Annotated in this window: 15 protein-coding genes; 8 read left to right on the forward strand and 7 right to left on the reverse strand. The window is 64.2% G+C overall.

From position 1 onward, the window contains the following. Positions 1–10: 10 nt before the first annotated feature. Positions 11–490: a carboxymuconolactone decarboxylase family protein gene (locus tag KYX69_RS11620; RefSeq protein ID WP_300497404.1), complete on the forward strand. Its 480-nt coding sequence runs from the start codon at positions 11–13 to the stop codon at positions 488–490. 53 nt (positions 491–543) lie between these two features. Beyond that, on the forward strand, positions 544–930 hold the full coding sequence (locus KYX69_RS11625; RefSeq protein WP_300497405.1) for a nuclear transport factor 2 family protein: 387 nt from the start codon (positions 544–546) through the stop codon (positions 928–930). Between the two features lie 29 nt (positions 931–959). Here the strand turns inward: KYX69_RS11625 and KYX69_RS11630 are convergent, their stop codons facing one another. Further along, on the reverse strand, positions 960–1,949 hold the full coding sequence (locus KYX69_RS11630; RefSeq protein WP_300497408.1) for a hypothetical protein: 990 nt from the start codon (positions 1,947–1,949) through the stop codon (positions 960–962). Between the two features lie 74 nt (positions 1,950–2,023). On the opposite strand from KYX69_RS11630, the gene KYX69_RS11635 reads away from it, so the two are divergent. Beyond that, complete coding sequence (locus KYX69_RS11635; RefSeq protein ID WP_300497411.1) at positions 2,024–2,659, forward strand: thermonuclease family protein; 636 nt, start codon at positions 2,024–2,026, stop codon at positions 2,657–2,659. Here the strand turns inward: KYX69_RS11635 and KYX69_RS11640 are convergent, their stop codons facing one another. The 4 genes from KYX69_RS11640 to KYX69_RS11655 all read right to left on the reverse strand — a co-directional run bounded on the left by KYX69_RS11640 (position 2,660) and on the right by KYX69_RS11655 (position 12,715). After that, complete coding sequence (locus KYX69_RS11640) at positions 2,660–3,976, reverse strand: hypothetical protein (RefSeq protein ID WP_300497412.1); 1,317 nt, start codon at positions 3,974–3,976, stop codon at positions 2,660–2,662. Next, positions 3,973–10,056 carry an AAA domain-containing protein gene (locus KYX69_RS11645; RefSeq protein ID WP_300497414.1) on the reverse strand — a complete coding sequence of 2,028 codons (6,084 nt, stop codon included), beginning with the start codon at positions 10,054–10,056 and terminating at the stop codon, positions 3,973–3,975. The genes KYX69_RS11640 and KYX69_RS11645 overlap by 4 nt, the downstream gene beginning before the upstream one ends. A 191-nt stretch (positions 10,057–10,247) precedes the next feature. Then, positions 10,248–10,892, reverse strand: a complete 645-nt coding sequence (locus tag KYX69_RS11650) for a 4Fe-4S single cluster domain-containing protein (RefSeq protein WP_367280199.1) — start codon at positions 10,890–10,892, stop codon at positions 10,248–10,250. Continuing rightward, positions 10,889–12,715: an AAA family ATPase gene (locus KYX69_RS11655; RefSeq protein ID WP_300497416.1), complete on the reverse strand. Its 1,827-nt coding sequence runs from the start codon at positions 12,713–12,715 to the stop codon at positions 10,889–10,891. Before KYX69_RS11655 ends, KYX69_RS11650 begins: the two co-directional genes overlap by 4 nt. A 107-nt stretch (positions 12,716–12,822) precedes the next feature. Between KYX69_RS11655 and KYX69_RS23200 the strand changes: the two genes are divergently transcribed. Both KYX69_RS23200 and KYX69_RS11660 read left to right on the forward strand, forming a co-directional pair. Beyond that, entirely contained in the window at positions 12,823–13,587 is a 765-nt protein-coding gene (locus tag KYX69_RS23200; RefSeq protein WP_367280200.1) for an SH3 domain-containing protein, read from the forward strand. 290 nt (positions 13,588–13,877) lie between these two features. Continuing rightward, positions 13,878–16,538: an AAA family ATPase gene (locus KYX69_RS11660; RefSeq protein ID WP_300497418.1), complete on the forward strand. Its 2,661-nt coding sequence runs from the start codon at positions 13,878–13,880 to the stop codon at positions 16,536–16,538. Here the strand turns inward: KYX69_RS11660 and KYX69_RS11665 are convergent. Further along, positions 16,535–19,978, reverse strand: a complete 3,444-nt coding sequence (locus tag KYX69_RS11665) for a YhaN family protein (RefSeq protein ID WP_300497421.1) — start codon at positions 19,976–19,978, stop codon at positions 16,535–16,537. The genes KYX69_RS11660 and KYX69_RS11665 overlap by 4 nt on opposite strands. After that, positions 19,978–21,231 (reverse strand): DNA repair exonuclease, encoded by a 1,254-nt coding sequence (locus tag KYX69_RS11670; RefSeq protein WP_300497422.1) that lies wholly within the window; start codon positions 21,229–21,231, stop codon positions 19,978–19,980. Before KYX69_RS11670 ends, KYX69_RS11665 begins: the two co-directional genes overlap by 1 nt. A 674-nt stretch (positions 21,232–21,905) precedes the next feature. Here KYX69_RS11670 and KYX69_RS11675 point away from each other — a divergent pair. From KYX69_RS11675 to KYX69_RS11685, 3 genes are all read left to right on the forward strand, one after another. Beyond that, positions 21,906–22,274, forward strand: coding sequence for a hypothetical protein (locus KYX69_RS11675; RefSeq protein ID WP_300497424.1), 369 nt, complete (start codon positions 21,906–21,908; stop codon positions 22,272–22,274). A gap of 99 nt (positions 22,275–22,373) precedes the next feature. Further along, positions 22,374–22,544 (forward strand): hypothetical protein, encoded by a 171-nt coding sequence (locus KYX69_RS11680; protein ID WP_300497426.1) that lies wholly within the window; start codon positions 22,374–22,376, stop codon positions 22,542–22,544. Between the two features lie 121 nt (positions 22,545–22,665). Further along, the gene (locus KYX69_RS11685) at positions 22,666–23,310 is read left to right on the forward strand and encodes an SOS response-associated peptidase (protein ID WP_300497428.1); all 645 of its coding nucleotides are present in this window, start codon (positions 22,666–22,668) and stop codon (positions 23,308–23,310) included. Positions 23,311–23,312: the final 2 nt, after the last annotated feature.

Raw genomic sequence — 23,312 nt, forward strand, 5'->3', positions numbered from 1 at the left:
TATCAACATCATGACCGAACGACTCGACCACATGCGCCAAGTTCCGGCACTAACGCAGAAGCTGACCGAGCTCACCTTCGCGCTCAAGAAGGGGACAGTAGAGCAGACGATCCTGAGCTTCGTCGAGATTCGCGCGTCGCAACTCAATGGCTGTGCCTTCTGCCTCGACATGCACATCAAGCAGGCCAAACTGCACGGCGAGCGCGAGCTTCGCCTCCACCACGTCGCGATCTGGCGTGAATCAACGCTGTTCAGCGATCGCGAGCGCGCGGCGCTGGCCTGGACCGAGGCGCTCACTCGGCTCTCCCCGGAGGGCGTGGGCGACGACGTCTACGCGGCAGCGCGCGCGCAGTTCTCGGAGGACGAACTGGTCCACCTCACCTACATGGTGATGGTGATCAATGCCTGGAACCGCGCCTCGATCGCGTTCCGGTCGGTGCCCGGATCGCAGGACAAGGCGTTCGGGTTGGACAAGGCGGGCCTGTCCTGATCGATCATTGCAGCCGTCTTTGCGGTCCGAACGCCGTGTAGTAGCTGGCGCCGATGCATACCGGAGCCGAACTTGAAATCCGCCTCCAGCGCGCCGCTTTCAATCGGGCGCTGGCAGCCGGCGATCTTCCTGCGATCGGACCGATCCTTGCGCCGGCCGCGATACTGGTCACCGGCACCGACAGCGCGCTCATCTCCGGGCGCAAGGCTCAACTTATTGCTTGGAAGCGGGAGTTCGCAGCAACGGATCGCTCGATCTATGTCCGCACGCCGCAAACGATCACGGTCTCCCCGGTCGAACCAATCGCGTTCGAGCAGGGAGATTGGGTCGGAACGACGTCCAGCGGCATCCGTCAATCCGGTGGCATCTATTCAGCGAAATGGCGCCAAATTGGCGCCGCCTGGTGCATTGAGGCCGAACTCTACGTTACGCTTTCCTGACATTGAACTGGCAATGCCGGCTCCGAGCCTCACGAGCTTAGATCGATCCCAAACGCGGCGGCATTAATTTCGCGGAACCCTTCGCGACGGCTCCAACTCATGTGCCCCCCAAGCCGCTCCACCAGGGCGTAGGCGTCGGTGCGTCCAAGATTCACGGCTTTCAGCGCCTGCTCGGTAACGCGAACATGTAGCACCGGAGCGCCGTCGAGATGACCGGTCGCCGCATCCAACAGGTCAGTCAGCATCAGGACCTCGACCTCATCCAGAGGAAGCGTCCCGAGGAACTCTATCGCTACCCGCAGAGCGGCCGAGCAAATCGCGCTTCGATGCAGCTCCAGCCGCTTACCAGCCGCGAGGGCCTTAAAGGACGCCTTGCCGGACTTGAGCAAGGTCACGGACTCCTCGGGCATGTCCTCAAGGTCGAGTCCATCCACGACCGCAATGATGCGGCCATCAAGGAACATCGTGTCGATTCCTTCTACGGAGAAGGGGAGCCTGCCTAGATCGCTGTGCTCCTCCAGCGCAGCGACCATTGCATCGGGATCTCGCTCCTGAACGCGACGAGCCGCAGCAGCCTGCGCGTTGCGGCCGGCAGCCGCCTCGACTGCGCGCGCATGAGCCTCCTCATCCTGCGCCCGCGCCGCTTCGACCTTATCCGCGAGCGCAGCCATGGTCCTAGCCTGACGTCTAAAGACCATGTCCAGAAGACCAGGGCTGTAAGCGTCAAGGTTGGCCCGCGCGATCTGCTGGTGCGTGTCCTTGCGCTGTGGAGGAGCTTCATCGGGTGCTGTTGCCGTGGTGAGCCAATCCCTTTTCCTCAAGTTTACGCGATGCGCGCCGGTGAGCGCCTCGACCATCTCGTCATATTCGGCAACTGCCTGCGCCGAGGCGCCTAGCATCGCCTCACGATGCAGCGCGTTTTGCCTTGCAATGCGCTGGCGCTCGGCTTGCTTGGCTGCACGGTCCATCGCACGCATCGTGCGCACCATTCCACGGGCAAACTGCCGCGACGTGACCATCATTCCCCCTTAGACTTGCCTTCCCCACAGACACTTATATTCAAATGGGCCTCAACGGCCAGATAGGGTCGCGCTTGTTCTTCATCACTTTAGCACTGGCTGCGCAGGTAACATTTGGAGGTTCGGCGACCGTCGTCGATGGCGACACGCTGCGTATCTCAGGGGAGCTCGTCCGCGTGTTCGGGGTCGATGCTCCAGAAGCATCCCAGATGTGCAATGCTGCAGTTTCTAAGGTGGCTTGCGGCCGAGAAGCGTCAGAGTGGCTAAGAGCGCATATAGCTGGTCGGACCCTGCAGTGCGTGGCCGTGGAGCGAGACCGCTACGGGCGCATTGTCGCTCGCTGCAGCGTTCAAGGCGTTGACGTCGGGCGCTCGCTCGTGGAGGCCGGCTGGGCAACCGCTTATCGCAAATACTCGCTGCAATACGTAGATGCCGAAGCGCGCGCCAAGGCGGCGCGGCGCGGCATCTGGGCGCTCGGCTTCGAGCGTCCCGAAGCTTATCGCAGAGCCAAGACGGCCAAGGTCACTCCGGAGGCGCCGCCCAACCCGCGGTGCCTAGTGAAAGGCAATGTTGGCTCGACCGGAGCTCGCATCTACCACCTGCCCGGATCAAGGGACTACCCTAAGGTCCGCATCAATCCTCAGAAAGGCGAACGCTGGTTCTGTAGCGCCAGCGAGGCAGCGGCTGCAGGCTGGCGCCCTGTCCGCTGATCAACGTAACGTGCGCTCCCGGCGAACGGGCGCCTCAGCCCCGGACGTGGCCCCGCCCGGCCGCTCGACTCCAACCCGCTTCAACGGAGTCGCGCCGACTGGAAGCGAACGCTCGATCACGAGACCGCCACCTGCACTCGCCAGCGCATCCTGAAGGGTCGAGACGTCGCCGCACCATATCGTCTCGGCATCTCGATCGCGACTTGGATCGGGCCCAATCCCGCCCGCCTCGAATGCAACAGGGCGCATCTGCATGCGCTCAGCCCCTGCGACTGCGCTGACTTCGACGCCATAGTCCGGCCGCGCGGCGCTCCGAAGCACGAGGCGGCCATCTGTTGCCAAGGATGTCGACATGCCCTCGGCAACTTCATAGCCAAGGCTGGCTAGCCCTTCGAGCACAGCCAAGCGGCGCGCAGCGGCGGCACGCTTGGCACGCAACTCCTCAATAGCAGCACGAACCGAAGCGATCTCGGCCTCAAGCGTGGCAGCGTTCAAGCCATCAACGCTGCCTTCTGAAACAATACCCCCAGCCGCTGACAGTTCAGCGCGTAGCAGCAAGAGCTCGCCACGAAGCGATGCCCGCAGACGAGCTTCAGTGAGACCGCGGCCGGTCTCTACTTCCAGGCCGTCGAGCAACAACTTCCGTCGGCTTGGAGCCGCCGAGGCTGCCTCTTCAAGACGCATTCTCGCATTCGCCGTGTCCACCTCACCGATCGTGTCGAGTTCGTCTAGCCTTGCCGCTATCTTCTCCGTTGCCGGGTCGGCGGGTCCCGCCGGCTGCGAAGCAAGCCAATCGGCAAACGTTTGCGCGGGCGAATTGTCCTTGAGACTCGCTGCGAGACCATGGGCCGCTCGCTTCTCCACCGCCACGTCCGCCAGCATGGCAAACCCGGTGGTCAGCGCCTGCGCGTCGCCCCGCTCCAACTTGGAGGTTAGCTCAGGTTCAAGCGGAATCTCAAGTTCACGCAAACGTCGAAGGAGCGAAGCTGCAGCGTCTCGGTCGCGGCGTTCCTTTGAGCGGGCTGCCGCCTGCTCAGCTACGACGGCTGCCAGCCTGCGCTGCATATCAGCGCGCAAAAACTCCTCTTCGATTGGTGCCTGCTTCTGGACATCCATGAACCGGTCCGCAGCGATCAGAGCCGCCAATGCGTCCCGCCGTCGGGTGGCTATGGCTAATGCATCCTCATCAATGCATTCGTTTCTTCGCCCGACCCTAGTCCATTCCTCCAATGCCGCGTCGACCCGCGCCAAATGGCCCCGGCAGATTTCCAGGATTTCCTCGCGCGTTACGATCCGCACGACTTTCGGTCCGCTCACGCCTGCACTCCCATCGCCGCGGTGATCGCCACGCGTAGCCGCTCTATTTCCAGTTCCGGCTCATGGAACCAGCGGTGCGATGAGACACGGTGGATCCTGGGGATGGAGCGCCGCAGCACGGCCGGTCGCCACATCTCGCGGGCGCGCGCATTTTCCAGCAACGGATGCCGCGGAGCATCGCATTCGATCCCGATGCCATAAAGGCCCGTGCGAGGATCTTCGATCGCGAAATCGAGCCCAAAGGCTCCGTCATCACCCACCGATGCCGGCTCCCAACCAAGCGAGCGGATTTGATCGGCCACTGCCGCTTCCAGCCCGTCGCCGCCCTCGTGACGCAAGCGTTGACGACGCTGCTCAGGCGTCAACCGCATGAGCAGGGCGTCGGCTGCATCCAGGTCACCGTCAGAGAGCGCCCGGGCATATTCGAAATAGGCTTGCAGGAAGTCGCGCGGACTGGCCGCCTGCCGCCGAGTTGAAAGCATATCCGAGATAAGCGGGATCGGCATCGAAGTGACAAGGATCACCTTCTGTCGCGCGCGGGTGACGGCAACGTTTAGGCGCCGCTCGCCGCCAGTCTGCCCTAGCACGCCGAACGAACGCCTGAAGGTTCCCTGCGCGTTACGGCCAAACGTCGACGAAAAGATGATCACATCGCGCTCATCGCCCTGCACGTTTTCGACGTTCTTGACGAACAGGCCCATGTCCTCGCCGGCCTCGACGCGCTCCCGCTCACGCGTGAGCGCCGTGCGGAAGGCAGCATCACCCTCGGCCCGCTCCTCGAGCACCTCTTCAATCAGGTCTGCCTGCTTACGGTTGAAGGTCACCACCCCGATCGTGGGCGGAGCTGTGCCCATGCCTGTGCCAGCCCAGATGTCCCGCAGGACGTCGGCAACCCGCTCGGCCTCTTCCGGGTTGGTCTGATCGACATAAGTCCCGTCGACGCGGATCATTTCGACAGGCCGCTTGCGCCGGACTTCATCCGCCGGGTGACGGGCTGGGACGCTCAGGCGATTTACATAGAATGACGCATTGGAGAACTGGATGAGTTCACGATAAGCAGACCGATAGTGGATCTGCAGCGTGGTCGACGGCAGCACGGTCTTCGCGAGCTGCAGGAGATCGGGACAGTCCTTGATCTCGCGGCGGTTCCAAGTCTCTTCGAGCGCCTCGCGCTCCTCCTCAGGTAGGTCCTCTTCGGCCGCCTGTCCTTCGAAAACCTCCGCTTCGTCGCTCTCCACGCGGCTCGAGAAGAAGGCAGTGGGTGGCATCTGCTTCTCATCGCCGCTCACGATCATCGTGCCGCTTCGGTAAAGGGTAGGGAGCGCATATTCGACGGGCATCTGTGAGGCCTCGTCGAAGATGACCGTGTCAAACAGCGCCTTGCGCAGCGGAAGCAGTCTGCTTGCGACATCGGGGTTGACCAGCCAAACCGGGCGTAGCTGCATCAAGCCGAGGTCGGCACCGCGCTCAACAAATTCGCGCAACCGCCGGGCCCGAACGCCGCGCAACCTCGTAATATCTTCCCACTCACGAAGCGGCCGCAGCCTGCTTGCATCTAACCCGTCGACCAACAGCCGGCGGTTGAGGCCACGCATTTCGCTGTCGGCTGTCTTCAGCGAAGCCGCCTTCGCCTCAAGCTCGTCGGCCTCCAGCATCAATGTGGGGTCGGCCGCCTCCATCCGCGACTTCCAGGCGAGCCGCGCCTCCATACCCATAATGCGCCGCACGGTCGGCTCCAACTCGGGCCGGAGGAGATCCTCAAGCCGTTCGCGTATCCTCGCGAGCTGGGCGAAGACGGCCATCGCGTCCTCGCCCAGCTGCGGCACCCTGGCACGGAAACGCTGGTAGGCCGCGACGTGCGGCAATGCCTCTACCAGCGGCGCGGCAGCTGCAGCACCGGGACCGTTAGCCGCGATTGCGGCTTCACGGGCCTCTACCCAGTCGTCCTGCATCCATGGCTGCAATCGTGTCAGCGCAGCGCGCGACGCGGTTCGAGCTGCGTGGCGCGCCAGACCCTGGTCGATGCCTTCCATGAGGTCTTCGACCGCCCCACGGGTAGCCGCGCGCGCCATGGCCCTAGCGGTTTGCGGCTCAGGATACGCTTCGAGCCTCGCCACGAGCGACTCCGCAGCGGCAAGCTCCGACTGAAGCGTCCGGGCGTGCGACAGCAGATCCGGGACGCGCAACGGCGGCAGATGACCACCTGGCTCTCCGACCTCCACGGTCACATCGACGAGTCTCGAGCGAAGCGGCCGCAGGTCAACCTCACGGTGCAGCGCCGCGCCGAAGGCCTGCCGGTCCGTTAGACCTTCCTGCTTCATCAAGTTCCGGCGGCGCCAAGCAGCCATCCAGCGGCTGGGGGCCAGCCTCTGGAACAGCGTCGGACGAGCCAAGAGGCGATCGGAAATCGCGAGCCAATCGTTTAGCTCGACATCGTCCATGGCGCGCGCGACTTCGACGGCGTCCACCGGCGCATCGTCGGCCGGCAAGGCGAGCATCGCCCGCTCGAGTTCACTCAGTTCCACCTGCGTAGCTGTGGTCCCGGGCTCCCGATCAACAACACCCGCAAACCGGTCAAGCCAGCGCGCCAGACGTGCCCTCGCACTCTCGTCCAGGCCAAGCAGCGTCCTGCCATTCGCGCCTGACCAAGCTCGATGGGGCTCGGGATCCTCGATTGCCAGTGCGTCCGGCGTTCGCTCCGTCACCTCTTCCCGAGATGTCTCTGCGCCATGGAAGGCCCGCAGGTCGTCGCTGAAGGTCTCGACGCTGCCATCGTCCGTGCCGAACGCACGCGTCTCCGCCAGAGGGCTGTCTTCATATCTCGCCGGTAGCCAGAGCCGTGCGGTTGGCGCGCACACCTCCTGGAGCACGGCGAGCCTTCCCGGATCAAGCGACGCCAACGTATGCCGGAGTGATGGAAGCGGGGGCGTTACGCCTTCTCGAGCCAAGCCGATCAAGTCGCCCAGCACGAGGCGATACGACAGCCCCGTTTGACCATCGACCGCGTGCAGAGCTCGATGCTGACCGTCCAGGTCGCGCTCGAGAGACTCAATGCGCGCTGCGGCTTGCTCGCGCTGCTGCCGCCAACCCGATGCGCCATGCGGCCGCTGAAAGATCTCTTCCAGCTGTTCGCGAACGGCGCGGATGACCGGCTCCCGATCTTTGTTGACATCGTTCACCATGACGACGCGATTGCCCAGCCCAGCCGCCTCAAGGCGCTTATGCACGACTTCCAGGGCAGCTTGCTTCTGACAGACCACTAACAAGCTGCGCCCGGTGCCGATCGCGTCGGCAACCATGTTGACGATTGTCTGGCTCTTGCCGGTCCCCGGCGGCCCCTCGACCAAGAGACCACGCCCTGCCCTGGCCTCGAGCACCGCAGCCTCTTGGGAAGGATCGCTATCGGCGGTGAAATAACGCTCACGTTCGGCAACCCGCGGCACTTGCGTGCGCTCAATCTCATCGCCCACGCGGAACGCCGTTTCGAGACTGCTGCCCGCGGGCGGCATCGCCTTTAGCTGCCGCAGGTCCTCCATGACGGCCTGACCCATGAATCCCAGGTGGAACAGCGCGGCTGAACAGAAGACCCGGTCCTCGCCCGCATTTACGCGCAGGTCCTTCGAAGGAAGCGGAACCAGGGTTCGTCCTTGAACCTCCGCCAATTCGCCGAAGGCTTCAATCACCTCCGCGGCGGTTGCAGATGCCCTGCCCAGCACCTCGTCGGCCACCTCGCGCCAGCGCTGTGCGGCGTCGATGCCCAATAAGGTCTCGAAAGCAGGATTGAGACGAACCTCCTCGCGGTCGCGGTCGAAGGCCAGCGTCACTCGACCACGCGAGCCTGTCTCTGGATGAAGCTTTACGGGCCACAACAAGATCGGCGCGATCCGCGGTCGTGTCGAGCGGCTGGCCTCTTGCATCACAAGGAAGGGAAAGCCCAGGTAGAGCCCGTCGATGCCAGTGTCGCGGCGGTAGAGCGTCGCGTGAGAGTGCAGTGTCCGCAGCCGCCGCTCGACACGCGCATCCTCGGCGAACGCGTGTGGGTCGACGTCAATTACCTGTTCATTGCGAAGCAGCACATGGTCAAGGAGCGACCCTGCGGTCCGACGCGGACTGTCGAGCTCGGCTAGGTCGATCCGCGCAGTCGTCTTCCCAACGATGAGCCTTGTCAGAGGGCCACGCATGATCGCGCCGGTGATGCGTCGCGCATAGAAGTCGAGCAGCGTGGCGACATAGGCTTGGCGCGGCGGCTGTCGCCAAGCCTCCGGCGACACCGCCAGCAGCGCTAGCGCGCGCGCCAGCGGCAGGCGCCGTTCGAGCCGAAATTGGTCGCCCCACTCGTCGATACGATCAATGCCACACCGAGCGAAGCCCTCAAGCCGCGCTTCGATCTCAGCATGCAGCGCGCGCCGCGGCGTCGCCGTTCGAGCCAAAGCGGCGTCTCGGTCGAACGTCTCAAGGCCAGCCCGCCTGGCGGCCTGCTCCGCCTCGTCCACAATGGCATCTGCGGCTCGGAACTGCGACGTGGCCGCGCTGAGCAGCAGGATCAGATCCTCTTCCTCAGTCACACGCCGCTCGACGATTGCTAGCAATCCGGGATGGTCGGTGTCTGGAAGTATGCGCCTACGCTCGTCCCAGACGGCTGCCAGGCGACTTTTGGAAGTCGAGAGCGCAACAACGCGCATCTGAGCCTCGTCGAGCTCGACGTCCAGCTGACGCGCGCGCTCGCGAACGCGGGCCTCGCGGCGCTTGAGGCGGGCCAACCACACCTCATCGTCATCGCGCTCCAGCCGTTCCGGAACAGGTCCAGAAATGAGCGCGTAACCCTCGTTGGGATGTTCGAGGAGCCAGCCAGGCGTTACGATCTCGCCACGCACCACCAATGGCATCGACGGGTTAAGCGCCTTTAGTGCCAGCGCGAGGCGCAGATCGTCCGATACGTCCTCGAGCGCAGCGATCGAACGAATGTCCGCGCGAAGTTGGGCGTGCTGCCCGGCCTCCTCAAGCCATGTGGCGACCTCGCCGCCGAGCAGCATTGAGCGCGCCTCGTCCCATGTGCCGGCATCAGCAGCAGCCAGTGCGAAACGCTCGGGGCTCGCGTGCCGCACACCGGCCAGACGGATCGACCGCTTGCTTTCGTGATCGCCGAGTTGCCGAAGGGCCGCCGGCGCATCCGGAACTTCGCCAGCAAGCCAACGCTGAACCTCAGCCCATTGCCAGCGCACGTGGCGGTCAAGCGAGAGCAGACCTCGTAACAGAGCATCTACCCGTGCGGTCAGACCTTCAGGGATGGGCGCGCCATTGGTCAACACGGTGATCAGGAACGTCTGATCGTCAGCACCAGCGAAGCATTCCCCTCGGGTGACCTGCTCGAGGATCATCATCCCCAGGCTCCACCAATCGCTGGCAGCGGCCACGCCGCCCGCGACGGCCTCTGGCGCGGTGTAGCGCGTGATCTCCAACGGCGAGACGACGTCTAAATCATACTCGGAAAGGCGAGCGGAACCGAACCCGCCAATCACGAGATCAAGTGGTTCGCGTTGGCGGACTAGTATCGCTCCTGGACGAAGGTCACGGTGACGCAGCCCGCATTCACCCAAGGCTGCAAGCGCTCCCCCGACTTCGCGCAGGATGCTCGACATTGTCGCATCATCGTCTGCCAGCAGCCCTAGATCCGCAAACGTGCCGCCGCGCACATCTTCCGCTACCTCGTAGGCACGGTCCTCCCAGCGCCCGGTCTCGTAAATCTCAGGCACATGGTCGCGGTCCAGCGCGCGAAGAGCGTCATAAACTTCAGTGTCCGGCTCGCTTCCGTTTGCGTAGAGGGTGAGCACCGCCGCGCGAGCATCACCACTGTGAATGGCTTCATAGCGCTCGCGCACATGGCTGGTGCTCGGCAGACGCCGGATCAGCCGCCAATCCGCGACAACGGTTTCGGAGTCGCCCTCGCTGTTCGCACCAGCTTTTTCATCAACGGCGTCAGGCTCGCCGGTCGTCCGATCTACTATCGAAGGATTAGCCGCATCGGCTTCAACAGAGATATCGCCCCCGCACTCGGCGCACATGATGTCGCCGAGATCCATTGGGTGGCCGTTTACGCAGCGGGTCGCTGGGGCCTCGACCGGATCAACTGGAGCGACCTGCTCGGGCCGCCAGCCTTCGGGCCGAAGCGGTTGCGACGATAGCGGCCAGTCGCATGGCGAACCATCAATCTCGCCCTCGCAGAAGGTCTCGCTGGGAGGCCGCTCCGACCGGCAGTTGGGGCAAAACCGAATCAAGAATTAGCTCCCACCATGTCGGACGTGACGGTCTGATGACCGGCGGCCGCGAGGACTCGCCTCAGCCTGGCCAATTCACCGCGCGCGGGTATGCCGGCCAACCAAGCATGACCTTGCTCGTCGAATGTGACATCGAGCCGGCGGTCCGCAGCTGTGGCCGGACGATCATAGGACAGCATTTCAGCACCCGCGGCGGTCAGCGCATGAATGCGCTGATTGTCGCTCCCCCGCAAAGCGAGCGTCTGCGGAAGCTCCGAACGGAAGCGGCCGGTAATTACCGCATCGATCAGATCAGGATGATCGGAGAGCCAACTTTCCACCTCGCTAAGCTCCCGACCAGTGAAGACGAGCGTGGTCGTGCCGGCGATGGCGCGCCAATGCGCAAGAATAACGGCCAGAGCATCTGGCTGGTCGAACGGTTCACCGCCGGACACTGTTAGGCCATCAGCCTCGTGGGCCATCGCGCTCAGCTGACCCAGGATCTCTTCCATGAGGGCGGCACCGAGGCCCGGCTTCCATGTGTCCATTGAGATGCAACCAGGGCACCCTATGGAGCATCCCTGGAACCACAAGCCGACCCGTTGGCCTGGCCCAAGCGCACTCACCGGATAGTGCAGCCTTGAGATAAACGCGTGCGTCACGCGTCCTCCAAGATGAGGGTTGTGACCGTGCCAGCCTCAACTCGCTGCACTTTGACGGGCGCGTCGCTTTCACGATCGAAAAGCGCGCGAGCGAGCGGATTTATCAGGTGAGCCTCAATCTGATTACGGATGCCGCGACCGCCGTTCGAGAGGTCCGCGGTGCACAGATGCCGAAGCGCGTCCCACGCTTCGGACGACAGCGTCACGCGGTGGCCCGATGACTCAGCGTCTGCCAGCACCGAGCGCACCATCGATGCGAAAATCTCCTCGGCCACCGCCGGGCGGATGAAATCGAAGACGATTACGTTCTCGCCGAACCGGTTGAGGATCTCGGGGCGGTTGAGAACCAGCTTGAAGTGATTGCCGATCTCAGCGCGCACGCGTGAACGGACCTCCTCGAAGGGTTGGTCCGGCGTGACATTCGCTTTCCTACTGCCATCCGGCGCAGTCGAGTAGATGCCAAGGTTCGACGTGAAGATGATCAGGGCCTCGGAAAAATAGACCCGGTCACCACGGCCCGAGGTCAGCACCCCGTCGTCCAGGATCTGTAAAAACTTGTCGAGAATGCGCGGATGAGCTTTTTCGATCTCGTCGAAGAGCACGACGGCGAAAGGGCGCTCGCGCACGGCGTTCGTAAGCTCACCACCTGCGTCATAACCGACATAGCCCGGCGGCGCGCCGATGAGCCGCTGGTCAGCGTGCTCGGCGCTGAACTCGGACATGTCGAAGCGGATGTATGCGCTCTCGTCCCCGAAAAGCAGCTCAGTTACGGTCTTGGCGAGTTCGGTCTTACCCACGCCGGTAGGTCCGGCAAGAAACGCGATACCACGTGGCCGGCCGCCGCGTCGGCCGCCGCCTATCCCCGTAGCCGCTCGCTTGACGATATCCAGCATGTGAACAACGGCATGATCCTGCCCGACGACGCGGCGCCTTATTGCTTCAGCCCCACCGCGGATCCTTTCACGCTCAATCTTGCGCCAGGCGTCCTCAGTGACGCCCACCTTGTAGCGCCTGACAGCCTCCCCAACATCCTGCACCTGGACGCCTTCTGTTCGGGCGAGTTGGGCGACAGCACTTAAATCAACCAGCAACATGCCCTCGGTGGCATCGACCAAGTCTGCCACGGCGGCATCGACCACCGCCTTTTCGGCTTCGCGCGCACCCGGCATGCCGCGCACGAGCGATGGCGCGACGGCGCCGCGGGCCGCTCGATCAGGCGGCGCAATCGGGATGTGACGGAGCCGCGGATTCTCAATCGTGAGCCAATCGGGAAGGTCCCCCTCCCTTTCAGCGACCCAGACAATGCAATTGTAGCGAGGCGCGCGGTCGGGCCCCACGGGCTGGGCCTGGGCCGATTGGCTCAGCACGAGCGCGCGGGTGAACAGCGCTTGCTCTTGCGGCGATAGCGCATCGTTTCGAACCACGAGACGCGAAGCGAAGTCAGCAACTAAGGCGATCGGCGCTCCGTCGAGCGCGACGAGTCGCTCGAGCGTGACCCCGAAGAGATCGGTGCCGGCTAGAGCTCGGCCATTGGCTGGGGTCAGGCCGAGCCTGGCGAGAATGCCATCGGCATCCGCAGGCGATCCATCTGGACGCGGCAGCACCGTGCAGCCCCCGACAGGGTCGTAGCGAACGACGCCTGCGTATCCTGCATCGTAAAGCGTGGCCGCTAGAACGTCAGAGAGCGGTGCGGCAACGGCCACGCCGCCTATATCGCGAATCTGCAGGTCTCTGATGTTGCCGGTGAGCAAAAACTGGCTCTTGAGCGGAAGGAACCGGGTCAGGTCGCGAACCCAACGCGGCCGCACGTCTTTTTCCCCCACCGCTGCAATCCCCCGTTCCGGATGACGCACCTTCCCAACGGTGCGCCGCAGCCCAGACTATCGGGTCGGCGGCTTAACACAATGCTGCCACCCGCCTGTTGCCCATAATGGTCCAGTTCGGCACTTTGCAAACTAGGCCGTTCGGGTATCGCGGCTGGGGGGAGAGCGCATTGAGAAAGCCCGTTAGGATCAACAGGGCGTCTAGCCATCAGCCGACGCCGGCAAGACCCATAACAACTCAGGCGAGGACCACCGGGCCAGCGCAGCAGAATTCTGCTTTCGGCAGGGGATGTGGCGTGGTGATCGCGATAGTCGTTGCCCTCTTCCTTATCGGGAAGTGCACATCCGGTTCTTCCGACGCGCCCAGCAACTCGACGCAAGCGGCACTTTCTGAACCGGCCTATGTCTCAGCGCGAAGCCTAAACTGTCGACGCGAACCTGACGCTTCGGCGGCCGTATCGGAGGGGCTAGCACGGAATGATCAAGTCATTGTTGCAGAACGGCGCGGCGACTGGGCGCGACTCACACGAGGCGGCGGCGATTGCTGGGTATTCAACTCGTTCCTCGCCTCCGCGCCCAGCGATGCTTCGACATCATCGGACTCATCGCCGCCTCAAGCCCAGGGACTCATGTCTTCCGGAGCTGGTGCCACCGTCGCGGCCGCTGGTGCGAGCTACGTTGCAGGAAAAACGGTAAAGTCCAGCCGCAAGCATGCCTTATCCAAGCGGCGCGGATCTTCGCGGAGCCGACGAGGCTCGCGAGGCAGCTTCTACGGTTCGGGCTGTCCATGCTCAGGATCCCAGGTCTGCATCGGGCCACGGGGCGGCCGTTATTGCATTACGAGCGGCGGCAACAAACGGTATGGCGTCTAAGGTTACCGGTGACGCGACTACGGCGGCCGCCCGTTTCACACATTGAGCTGTTACCAATCGCCGATGTGCAGATAGGCTAAAGCCAGCGTGGGACGTCTTGAGACAGTCTGCCGTCGGCAAAGCGTCCCAAAAGCGGTCGCTTCGGAGGAAGCGAAGCGCTCCTGTAAGCTGCTGTTCAAGAGACCTGCCGCGCTTCGCTGAGCGCAAGAGCGCTTCCCGCCGCGACGGGCGAAACCCTGCTTGCGTCCGTCACCAGACCCGATCAGTCTGGCATGAAAAGGGGAGGGGACATGGCCAAGGATCTAATGGGTTGGGCTGCCGAGCAGCCCGACTGGGTGAAGGACAGCCTGCGGCGGATCGCCGTCGCGGCGGACCATTCGATCGAGCAGGCGGATGTCGATTGCATCCTCGACAACGTGCGCGCCGCGGCCGGGGCAGGCTCGACCGTCCACCCCATGACAGCCATCGACGCCTCCCATCTCGGAGGCGGCTCGAGAGAGGCGCGGCGGACGGTGCTGGCGCAGCTTGGTCCCGTGCAGAACATCGACCGCCTTGCCGGTGGCCAAAAGCTGCGCATGGCCGGTGTGGGCATCACGCTGATTTACGGGGAAAACGGGAGCGGAAAGAGCGGATACACCCGCATCGCTAAGCGACTTTGCCGGAGCCTGACCTCGGACCAACTACGGGGGAACGTGTTCGACGCCGGCGGCGGGTCGATGCGGGTGCAGGTGCGCTACCAAGTCGGCGACGACGCGGTGACTGAGATCGATTGGGATCCCGCAACGCCACCTCCCTCGCAGCTCCGTCAGATCTCGGTCTTCGACAGCCACAACGCCCGGCTCTACGTAGATAGTGGTAACCGGATTGCCTACCTGCCGCGCGAGCTCGCGATCCTCGAGCACCACGGCGAGCTATGCCAACGGATGGCAACGAGATTCTCGGCGGACGAGAAGGCGCTCGCCCTGCGGCTGCGGATCGCGCTGCCGGCCGGCTACACCCCAGGTAGCGCGGTCACGCTGACCCTCGCCAAGCTGGATCCGAAAGCCCCCTCGCTGCCTACCGAGGACGAGATCCGCAGCCTGTCCGAGCTGAGCGAGCCGGAGCTCGCCGAACTCGCCCGGCTCGAAGCCGAGCTCGTCGCCGATCCGGTCGCGCTTGCGGCGACCCGCCGCCGCGCCATCACCGTGATGAAGCGCGTGGGCGAGGTGCTGGCCACCCTCCGGGACGGTCTCTCGGACAGGGTCGGTGAGATCATTGCGTCGGCTCGGCGCGAGCTGACCCAGGCGGTCGAGGCGGAGAGGATCGCGGCGACCGCCAGTTTCACAGGCGAGCCCATCGCGAACGTCGGCGGCGAGGCCTGGCGGGTCCTGTTCGAGGCGGCGCGCCGGTTCGTGGCCGCCGGCCTAGAACCCGCGCCCGCGCGTCTGCCCGAGGCGACGGGCGACCTGTGCGTCCTGTGCCTCGAGCCACTCACCCCAACGGGCTCGGCCCGGCTGGCCCGGTTCAACGACTTCGTCAGTGGCGAGGCCACGAAGCGCGCCGACGGCGCGCGCGACGCCCTCAAGGTGCTCCTAGCGCAGGTCGAGCACGTTAAGGTGCCGGAGGCATCCGTGGTCGAGGAGACCCTCGCCGGATACGGCCAGCTCGATGCGACCCGGGCCATGACCGTTGCCGACATTCTGAAGGCGCTGGCCGGGTTCGAGGCGAGGCGCGCCGCACTGCTGGACGAGACGGCGACGCCTGCACCGGCGACGGACGTAACCGCGCTCGTGGAGACGGTCGCGGCGGAACTCACGCGCCTTGAGGACGAGGCCGCCTCGCTCCAGCGACGCGCCTCGCACACCGAGGTGCTGGACGCCAAGCGGACGCGGCTTGCCGAACTCAAGGACCGGGCGAAGCTCGCCAATGATCTGGAGACGGTTCTGCAGCGCCTGCGGGACGTCACGGAGCAACGGTCGCTGACGGGATGCCAAGCCCAGGTGGCGACACGGTCGATCTCGACACAGATCACCGCCCTGCGCAAGCATCTCGTCACCGAGGAGCTCGAACGGAGGATCGCGGAGGAGATCGCCGCGCTCGACCTCACCCATCTCCCGTTCAAGGTCAGCGACTCCAGTTCGGGTGGCAAGAGCCTGTTTTCGGTCGGCCTGCACGGTGCCGGCGCGGTGAAGAACAACCAGGTGCTTTCAGAGGGCGAGCAGCGGGCGCTCGCGCTCGCCTGCTTCCTCGCCGAGATCGGAGGCGACGACGCGCGCTACGGCATCATCGTTGACGACCCCGTCTCCTCGCTCGACCACCTGCGCATCCGCAAGGTCGCGCACCGTCTCGTCGCCGAGGCGAAGAAGGGCCGGCAGGTCATCATCTTCACGCACAACCTGGTGTTCTTTAACGAGGTCGTGTCGGAGGCGGCCAGGGCAGGGGACGCCGCGCCGCTGGTCAAGTCGGTCGTCGCCAAGACCCAGTCCGAGGGCTTCGGCGTGATCCGCGAGAACCGCGAGCCATGGGTGGCCGACCTCAATGCACGAATCGACACGTTGCGAACGCGCGCGAAGGAACTCAAGGTCGTGACCGACTTCGACACGGATGAATACCGGCGGCAGGCGAAGGACTTCTACTCGGACCTGCGCGAATCCTGGGAACGGGCGGTCGAGGAGGTCGTCTTCGCGAAGACGGTCGTAAGGTTCGTGCCGGATGTCATGACGGGCAGGCTCAAGGAGGTTACCGTCACCGACGATGACTATCGGACAATCTTCTTTGCAATGAAGCGAGCGTCGGAACGCTCAGGCCACGACATGTCGGCCGGCCGGAACCTCCCGCAGCCATCCCCTGACGAGATGGAAGCCGATCTCAAGGTGCTCGACGACTTCAGGATAGCGCTCGGCAAGCGGCGGAAGGCGACGTGCGCAGCGCGTTCCGCCCTCGAGAATCCGGTCGGCGCGACGCTGCTCTAGGCGAGCCTGATTTCCGAACATCCCTCCCTGCCAAGCACCTCCTTGGCGATTGCCGCCAAGTGCTCGTGGTGCGTGAAGAACAGGACCTGAGTTGATCTCGACAGCTCCGCAAGCACGCGAAATCCCGCGCGCGAACGATCGTCGTCGAAGTTCACGAAGAGGTCGTCGGCCAAGAAGGGGAGCCGCACGCCAGCGCCCACAGACTGTTCTAGCGCCGCGATACGCAGCGACAGGAACAACTGATCAGTCGTTCCTTCGCTCATCTGTCCCACTTCCACGACCGTCTTGCCGTCTTCGCAAAGGCCGATCAGTCTGGGCGTCGCGTCCTGCATGTCGGCATCCAGGCCTTTGTAGCGGCCCAGCGTCAGCGTCTCGAAGATCGTGCTCGCTCGAGCGAGCAGCGGATCCTGGTGCTTCTTGCGATACTTTTCGATTGCCCACCGCAGCATGACGGCCTGGGTGCGCTTCATCAGATAGGCGTCCGCCTGCACCGCCATCTCTGCACGTGCCGCCTCGGCGTCCGCTTGCGCGTCTGCGGCTGAGTGGCCGTCGACGTCGAGGTCATCGAACCTGCGGCGCGCGTCGCCGTAGGTTCTGGCTGCATCGGAGATGGTGTCGTCGAGCGCGTCGGCCTCGCCGCTGGCCTGCTCCCTGCGCGATGCGATCTCGTCGGGCGTGGTCTCGGCGAGCGCTTCAAGTAGCTGTTCAAGTCCGTATCCGTCACCCTTGGCGACGATCTCCATTTCCAGTTCGCGAACCTTGGCACGCAAAGCGCGCACCTGCGCTGATGCGTCGAGGCGGTCCGAGAGGAGGTCCGTGTCCTCGATCGCGAGTTGCTTCATGACTTCCCCGAGGCCGCTTCTGGCCGCTTCTGACTTTGCGGCGGCCTCGCCCTCTTCGGCCGATCGGCGCAACACCTCGGCCTTGAGCTCCCGAGCTCGCGCCTCGGAGGCCCGGGCCTTCGAAAGACGACTTTTCAGGACGTCGAGCGGGTCGCTGCCGCCTGGAGCGCAGTCGAGCCTGGCCGCAAGCTCCGCCACGGCGGACTTGAAGACGTTCGCGTCGCGCTCGATGCCGACGACACGGGTTCGAAGGGTGGCCTGCTCCTCGGAAGCGCTACGAAGCTCGTCGATGATGTCGAAGCGCAGGTCGGCACCTTCGACCGGCAGATCGACCCCGGCGCGCTCCGACACGGCCTTCCAGGCCCTAAGGCCCTTCTGCTCCCCCCCCTTGTGGGAGGCAATCGACTTGGTGAGGGCGTCCGCCTCGTCGACAAGCCTCGCGATCTCCTGTTCGAGTTCCCTTCTCGCGAGCGCCTGCTCCTCGCGTATCTCCCGCGCGGCTTCCGCTGCGGTGAGGATCGGCACGATCACTGGATTCGTCGGAGTTTCGATGTCCAGAGCCCGACATAGCGCCGTCAACGCATCGCGCCGGCGAGATTGCGCACGTGCGAGTTCGCCTTCGGCGCCGGCTACGGCTTCGAATGCCTCGATCGCGTCGGTGCGAGCCGCGTGCCACGCGGCCAACGGGAGCGGCGCAAGAAGTGGAAGCCCCGCCCGCGCGAGACGGTCGTCCCATTCACGTCTGAATTCGCTCAGAGCTGCCTCAGCCTCGGTCACGGCGCGGCCGGCTTGCTTTGACTCCAAGTGAAGCCGATTGCGCACGTCGACCATCTCCGCGAGGCGGCCGGATACCTCGGCAGACGAATAGCGCCTATCGGCGAGCGCGTCCGCCTTCTCGACGAGATCGCCGTATGCGGCTGCTCGCCGTCGGCCGTCCTCAATCACGGATCCGGCCGTTAGTCCCTCCCGGATGAAATCCCAATCCGCGTCCCGGACCCGCCTGGCAGCTGCGAGCGCCTCCATCGTTACCGCTCCCTCCGAGGCGCTTCCGCTTTCAATCTGATGCGAGAGGGTCTCGACCTCGTTCCGAAGCCGTGTGGCAGTGGTGGACGCCTTCTTAAGCTCGGCCTCCAATTCCGCGAAGCAATCCTGCCCCTGCTGCAGTTCTGCGTCCGATAGCGAAGGTAGCCCGAGCAGGTCGATGGCCGATCCGCTCCAAGGCTTCAGTTGGGCGAGCAGCGCATCCCGCCGGGCAGCGGTCCGATTTAAGGTTTCGGCTGCCGCGTCGCAGCGGTCGTCGAAGTCGGCACCAAGCTGCCGGGCCGCACTGACCGCGGAGACGAGCGTGGTCAGGGCCGCGTCCGCGGGCAGCTCGGTGAGCCTTTGCTCCAGGCGCGCGAGTCGGGAGCGAACGTCCCCGAGGTTCCATTCAGCCTGGTCGGCAGCTGCGCGCGCGGACACGATGCCGTTCAGGACATGCCGGAGCTCGGTCACCTGAGTGCGTGTTGGCACAACCGCAACCGCGGATCCGAATTCCTTTTGAAGGTTGCTCACCTGAAATTCGAGCTGCTCATGCTTCGCGGCGAGTCTGGGCAGATCTTCAGCGGCCTTGGTCTCGGCTCCGCGCCGTTCGAAAAGCCGTTCGATCTGTTCCGAGGCGTCGAGCACCGGGTCACGGAGATCGACGGCGCATATTCGCTCTTCGGCCTCCGACAAGAGCCGTTTCGCCATAGTGCGATCGCGTTCCGCCCGTTCGAGTGCGCCAAGGCACTCTCGTGCTTGGGCCTCGATCTGCTCGCCGACGACGATGACGTCAGCGAGCTCGCCAAGCTCCTGCAACGTTCGGGCGCGAGCTTCGACCAGACTGGCGACGCCCCGGAGGCGATCGAGGGAGCGCAGCTCCTGCTTCAGTGCCAGCCGCTCGTTCTCAAGCTCCTTCAGTGCCGCGTTAGCTTCTTCTAAGGCTGCGCGCGCATCCGACCACGCCTTCGGCTTGAGACTGGCGTCTCGAACCGTGCGGAGGCTGGCTTCTAGGTTGCGCTCGGCGGCGGTGTAGGTGCGGCTGGCCTTGGCACGCTTGCCCCAGATGCCGTCAGCATCGTCCTCGAGCGTGGCCAGCACCGAGGCGACGGCGGTCAGGTTCGATCCCGCGGCGAAGAGCGCCTGCCCGGCGTCGTCCTTCGCCTTCACCATCGCTTCGCCGCCTTCGCGCAGCGCGCTCTGATCAAGGCTGAAGGATCGGCCGAACGTCTCCCTCGTCTGACCGCGCAGCATGCCGAGAAGTGGCGCCTCGTCCATCGGTTTGTCGTCGGCATCGACCAGCGTCCCGCTGCCGCCCTTTCGTCTGCGGACGGCGGTCTGTCGGTCATCCTCCTCCAAGAGGGCGCCAATGCGAAGCAGGGGGTAGTCGAAGCGGAAGTTGTAGCGCGACCGCATGGGAATGCCGAACAGAAGATCTGTCACCGCGGCCATCGACGTGCTCTTGCCGGCCTCGTTCGCGCCGTAAATGAGATGGAGGTCAGAAGCGCCCGAGCGAAACTCGAGGACGCGATCCTCGAAGTGGCCATACTTCTCCAGACTCAGCTTGGCGAACCGCATCAGGCTTCCCCAACCAAGCGAGCCCGCAGTGCGGTCGCGCTCGCTTCGAGGATGCGGTCCCAGCTGCCGGCTTCGGCAAACGCACGCAGTTCCTCCTCCTCGGGTGCTCCGAGAGAGGACCTAGCAGAGACGATAAACGGCTCGAGCTCCGTCCTCAGCTCCGCCATGAGGTCGGGATCTGAATGTGCCTCGTCGATGATCTCGGCGAAGTCGAGACCAGCTTCCGGCGCTTGGGCGGCAGGCGGCGAAGTTACCTCGCTGACCACCTTTTCGATCCAGAGATCGGGCGAGATTGATGTGGCGATAGCGCAAACCTCGTCGCGGAATTCTGCCGCGCGGTCCTTCAGCGTGCCCGCGATCTCCGAGGATCCGTGAAGCACCACACGGGCGATCAGCGGTCGGCCTGCCTCTTCGCCTCGCAAGGCGGACCCCAGAGCCGAACGAATCAGGTCGGTAACAGCGTCCATCCTGGTATCCGTGCAGTCCACCTCGATCTTGCTCCAGCGAAGCACGTCCAGCTCGACGGGCGTAACGGAGGTCACCTGCCTGTCGGCCACCTCCACGAGCATCGCGCCCTTCGGACCAGTCTCGCGGATGTTCCGTCCCTGAAGATTGCCAGGGTAGACGACGTGCGGTTCGGTGGAGACGATCTGCCGGGCGTGGACGTGTCCCAGGGCCCAATAGTCGTAGCGCTTTGCCCTCAGGTCGAGAACGTCGCAGGGGGCGTAGGGCGCGTGCCCAGGAGCGCCGGAAAGAGCGGTGTGGAGCACGCCGACGTTGAAGGCGTGCGGGATGGCGTCGGGGTATTTCGCCACGAGATTGTCCGTGACCGCAGGCGTGGCGAAGCTCTGGCCGTGCACCGCGACGCCGAGCTTTTCCAGCAGGTGCGTCTGAGGCTGGCGGCTGCTGAAAAGCCGCACGTTGGCAGGCCAAGGTATTTGGCGGGTTATCACCGAGGCCGCGTCGTGATTGCCCGCGAGTAGAAAGACCGGGATGCCTTTTCGGTCCAGTCGGCCCATGGCGTGGGCAAAGTAGAGACCGGTTCCCATGTGCTTCCAGTCGCCGTCGTATAGGTCTCCGGCTATGACCAGGAAGTCGACATGCTCCCGGAGCGCTAGGTCGATCAGGTTATCGAAAGCAGCACGGGTCGCGCTGCGGACGTCTTCAAGCGGAATGCCCTCGTAGCGCGCGAGACCGTGGAGCGGACTGTCCAAGTGCACGTCCGCCGCATGCAGAAATCGGAAGCTGCCCATTTACTCCCCCTCGGTTCGTCACTTCTCTGAAAACGAACGCCACGGTGCCCCTTGCTTGGCTCACATTAGACGATCCGGGCTACATTGCGAGCGTGCCGAGGCCGGCATAGGGTCAGCCGCTCCGCCAGACCGCTACGGCTAACGACCTTTCGTCAGCAAGAACTCGAACAGCTGCTTAATGGCTGATTTCACTGTCTGTCTCTGCAACCTACCCATTAACCGCCGCTCCTGGCGGAACTTAGGTGCTATCGATGCTGTTTCGATAAACCACTACCCTGCCAATGTCGCTCAGCCTAATTCCCCACCCGCGCGTCATCGACATCGATCCAGTCAAAGGCGCTGATATCCAAGACCCCCTCTGCCCTTGAACGGCGAGCAATCGAACGCCGTCCGTCAGAGCGGCTGAATCATGTTTTTTTAACGCTGCGGTCGGCCTGGGGCTGATCGCCAAACACCGGTGTCATATGCGTCGTGCTGTGAGAGCCGACAGCGGATTATGTATCGAGGTTTCTACACGGCTGAAGCAACCGCGACGGCCGTGTATCGCCGCCCCGATCGACTGGGCCTGCTCTTCGAGCATCATTTGGTGCCGCTCGGATGCTGCTGAAGCAGAGAGTTCTGGTCAGCGTGGGCCTGGCTGTGCCGACCCTCATCGACTGGTGCACAGCAGGCGCATGACCGCCTCTTCGGCCGCTTGGTGCCTGCCGCCACTGCCCGTCGTTCGTGACGATTCACTGGTAACCGCCTTCTTCCTCCCGCTTCTTGGCGGCATCTTCCTGCGCTTCTATCAGCTCGGCCTCATCCTGCTCGTCGTGCTCAGCTTCCTCGGGATTCATAATCATCGTTGCTCTCCTTGCCGGGCCAACGCGCGGATGCTGCGATGGATGCTGGCTGTCGTTGACCGTGTGCTCGGCTCGGCGCTGGGCGCAATGATCTCGATCCTGGACGCGGCCGGCCGAGCGGACGCGACGATGCGACCGTTCGAAAATGAACGAGCGGAGCGCCCTGAGCCGTGCGCCGGGGGCTTGCCAAGGATTGTTTAGGATGCCGTTCGCACATCCGGCCAGTGTTGATGCAGTGGGGCAGGCCATGCCCTTTCGCGCCCAAGCGCGTTGTGGCTCCATCAACCCAAGGAGACCACGATGACCGACGACCGCACCACGACCGATCCCGCCGGCATGGCTGTCGAGCCTGAGCAGATCATCCCGCCGGAGCAGCCACCGATGGACGACGCGGCCGAGGGTTCGAATGCCAACCCCGAGAGCGCGCCCGACGATGAGAAGTTGGCGGCGGAGCTAGGGGACTTTGCCTGAATTGTGAACGCGAAACGGGCGGTTACGGAAAGCCTGCCCGCTTCCGCTCTCCCAATGTCGCGACCCCTCGATTTCGGTCCTCGACATTGCGTATGGGCGCTGCTGCAGCCAAGCTCGCGACATGTGCAACCTCTACACCGTGCGCAAGTCAGCCGCAGAAGTCGCTGCCCACTTCGCCGTTGCCAATCCGGTCCAGTCGAACGCCGGGGAGGAAGTATACCCCGGCACACCTGGGATGGTGGTGCGCGAAGCTGAGGGTCATCGTGTCATGCAATCGATGACGTGGGGCTTTCCGCTTCGCCTCAAGTCCATGAGCCCCACCGCAAAGCCGAAGCCCGTCAACAACATCGCCGACCTGCGGAAAGGCATGTGGATCGGCCTCGCCCGCAAGCCCGAATGGCGTTGCCTGATCCCGGTGACCGGCTTCGCGGAAGCCGAGGGCGTCAAAGGATCGAAGACCCGCACCTGGTTTAGCGTAAAGGACGCGCCGATCTTTGCCTGGGCTGGTCTGTGGCGCGACAGCGCCGAATGGGGGCCGGTCTATTCCGGCGTAATGACCGACTGCAACGAGGCGATCCGTCCGGTGCATGACCGCATGCCGATGCTGCTGCACGCGGACGAGTATGACCAGTGGCTGGGCGGCAGCTTCGACGACCTTATCGGCTTTCAGGAGCGGTGCTTCCCGGACCATCTGATCAATATGGAGCGCACTGACGAACCTTGGGTTAGGCGGAAGTCGACTGCCGAGACAGCGAGCCTGATCTGACT

The sequence above is a fragment of the Sphingomonas sp. genome, assembly GCF_030145815.1.
Lineage (GTDB): Bacteria > Pseudomonadota > Alphaproteobacteria > Sphingomonadales > Sphingomonadaceae > Sphingomonas.

What these genes read in the sequence shown, in the direction of transcription:
- KYX69_RS11620 (WP_300497404.1), top strand. Translation starts at nt 11, where the DNA reads ATGACCGAACGACTCGACCACATGCGCCAAGTTCCGGCACTAACGCAG.
- KYX69_RS11625 (WP_300497405.1), top strand. Translation starts at nt 544, where the DNA reads ATGCATACCGGAGCCGAACTTGAAATCCGCCTCCAGCGCGCCGCTTTC.
- KYX69_RS11630 (WP_300497408.1), bottom strand. Translation starts at nt 1,949, where the DNA reads ATGGTCACGTCGCGGCAGTTTGCCCGTGGAATGGTGCGCACGATGCGT.
- KYX69_RS11645 (WP_300497414.1), bottom strand. Translation starts at nt 10,056, where the DNA reads ATGGATCTCGGCGACATCATGTGCGCCGAGTGCGGGGGCGATATCTCT.
- KYX69_RS23200 (WP_367280200.1), top strand. Translation starts at nt 12,823, where the DNA reads ATGGTCCAGTTCGGCACTTTGCAAACTAGGCCGTTCGGGTATCGCGGC.
- KYX69_RS11660 (WP_300497418.1), top strand. Translation starts at nt 13,878, where the DNA reads ATGGCCAAGGATCTAATGGGTTGGGCTGCCGAGCAGCCCGACTGGGTG.
- KYX69_RS11665 (WP_300497421.1), bottom strand. Translation starts at nt 19,978, where the DNA reads ATGCGGTTCGCCAAGCTGAGTCTGGAGAAGTATGGCCACTTCGAGGAT.
- KYX69_RS11670 (WP_300497422.1), bottom strand. Translation starts at nt 21,231, where the DNA reads ATGGGCAGCTTCCGATTTCTGCATGCGGCGGACGTGCACTTGGACAGT.
- KYX69_RS11675 (WP_300497424.1), top strand. Translation starts at nt 21,906, where the DNA reads ATGACCGCCTCTTCGGCCGCTTGGTGCCTGCCGCCACTGCCCGTCGTT.
- KYX69_RS11680 (WP_300497426.1), top strand. Translation starts at nt 22,374, where the DNA reads ATGACCGACGACCGCACCACGACCGATCCCGCCGGCATGGCTGTCGAG.
- KYX69_RS11685 (WP_300497428.1), top strand. Translation starts at nt 22,666, where the DNA reads ATGTGCAACCTCTACACCGTGCGCAAGTCAGCCGCAGAAGTCGCTGCC.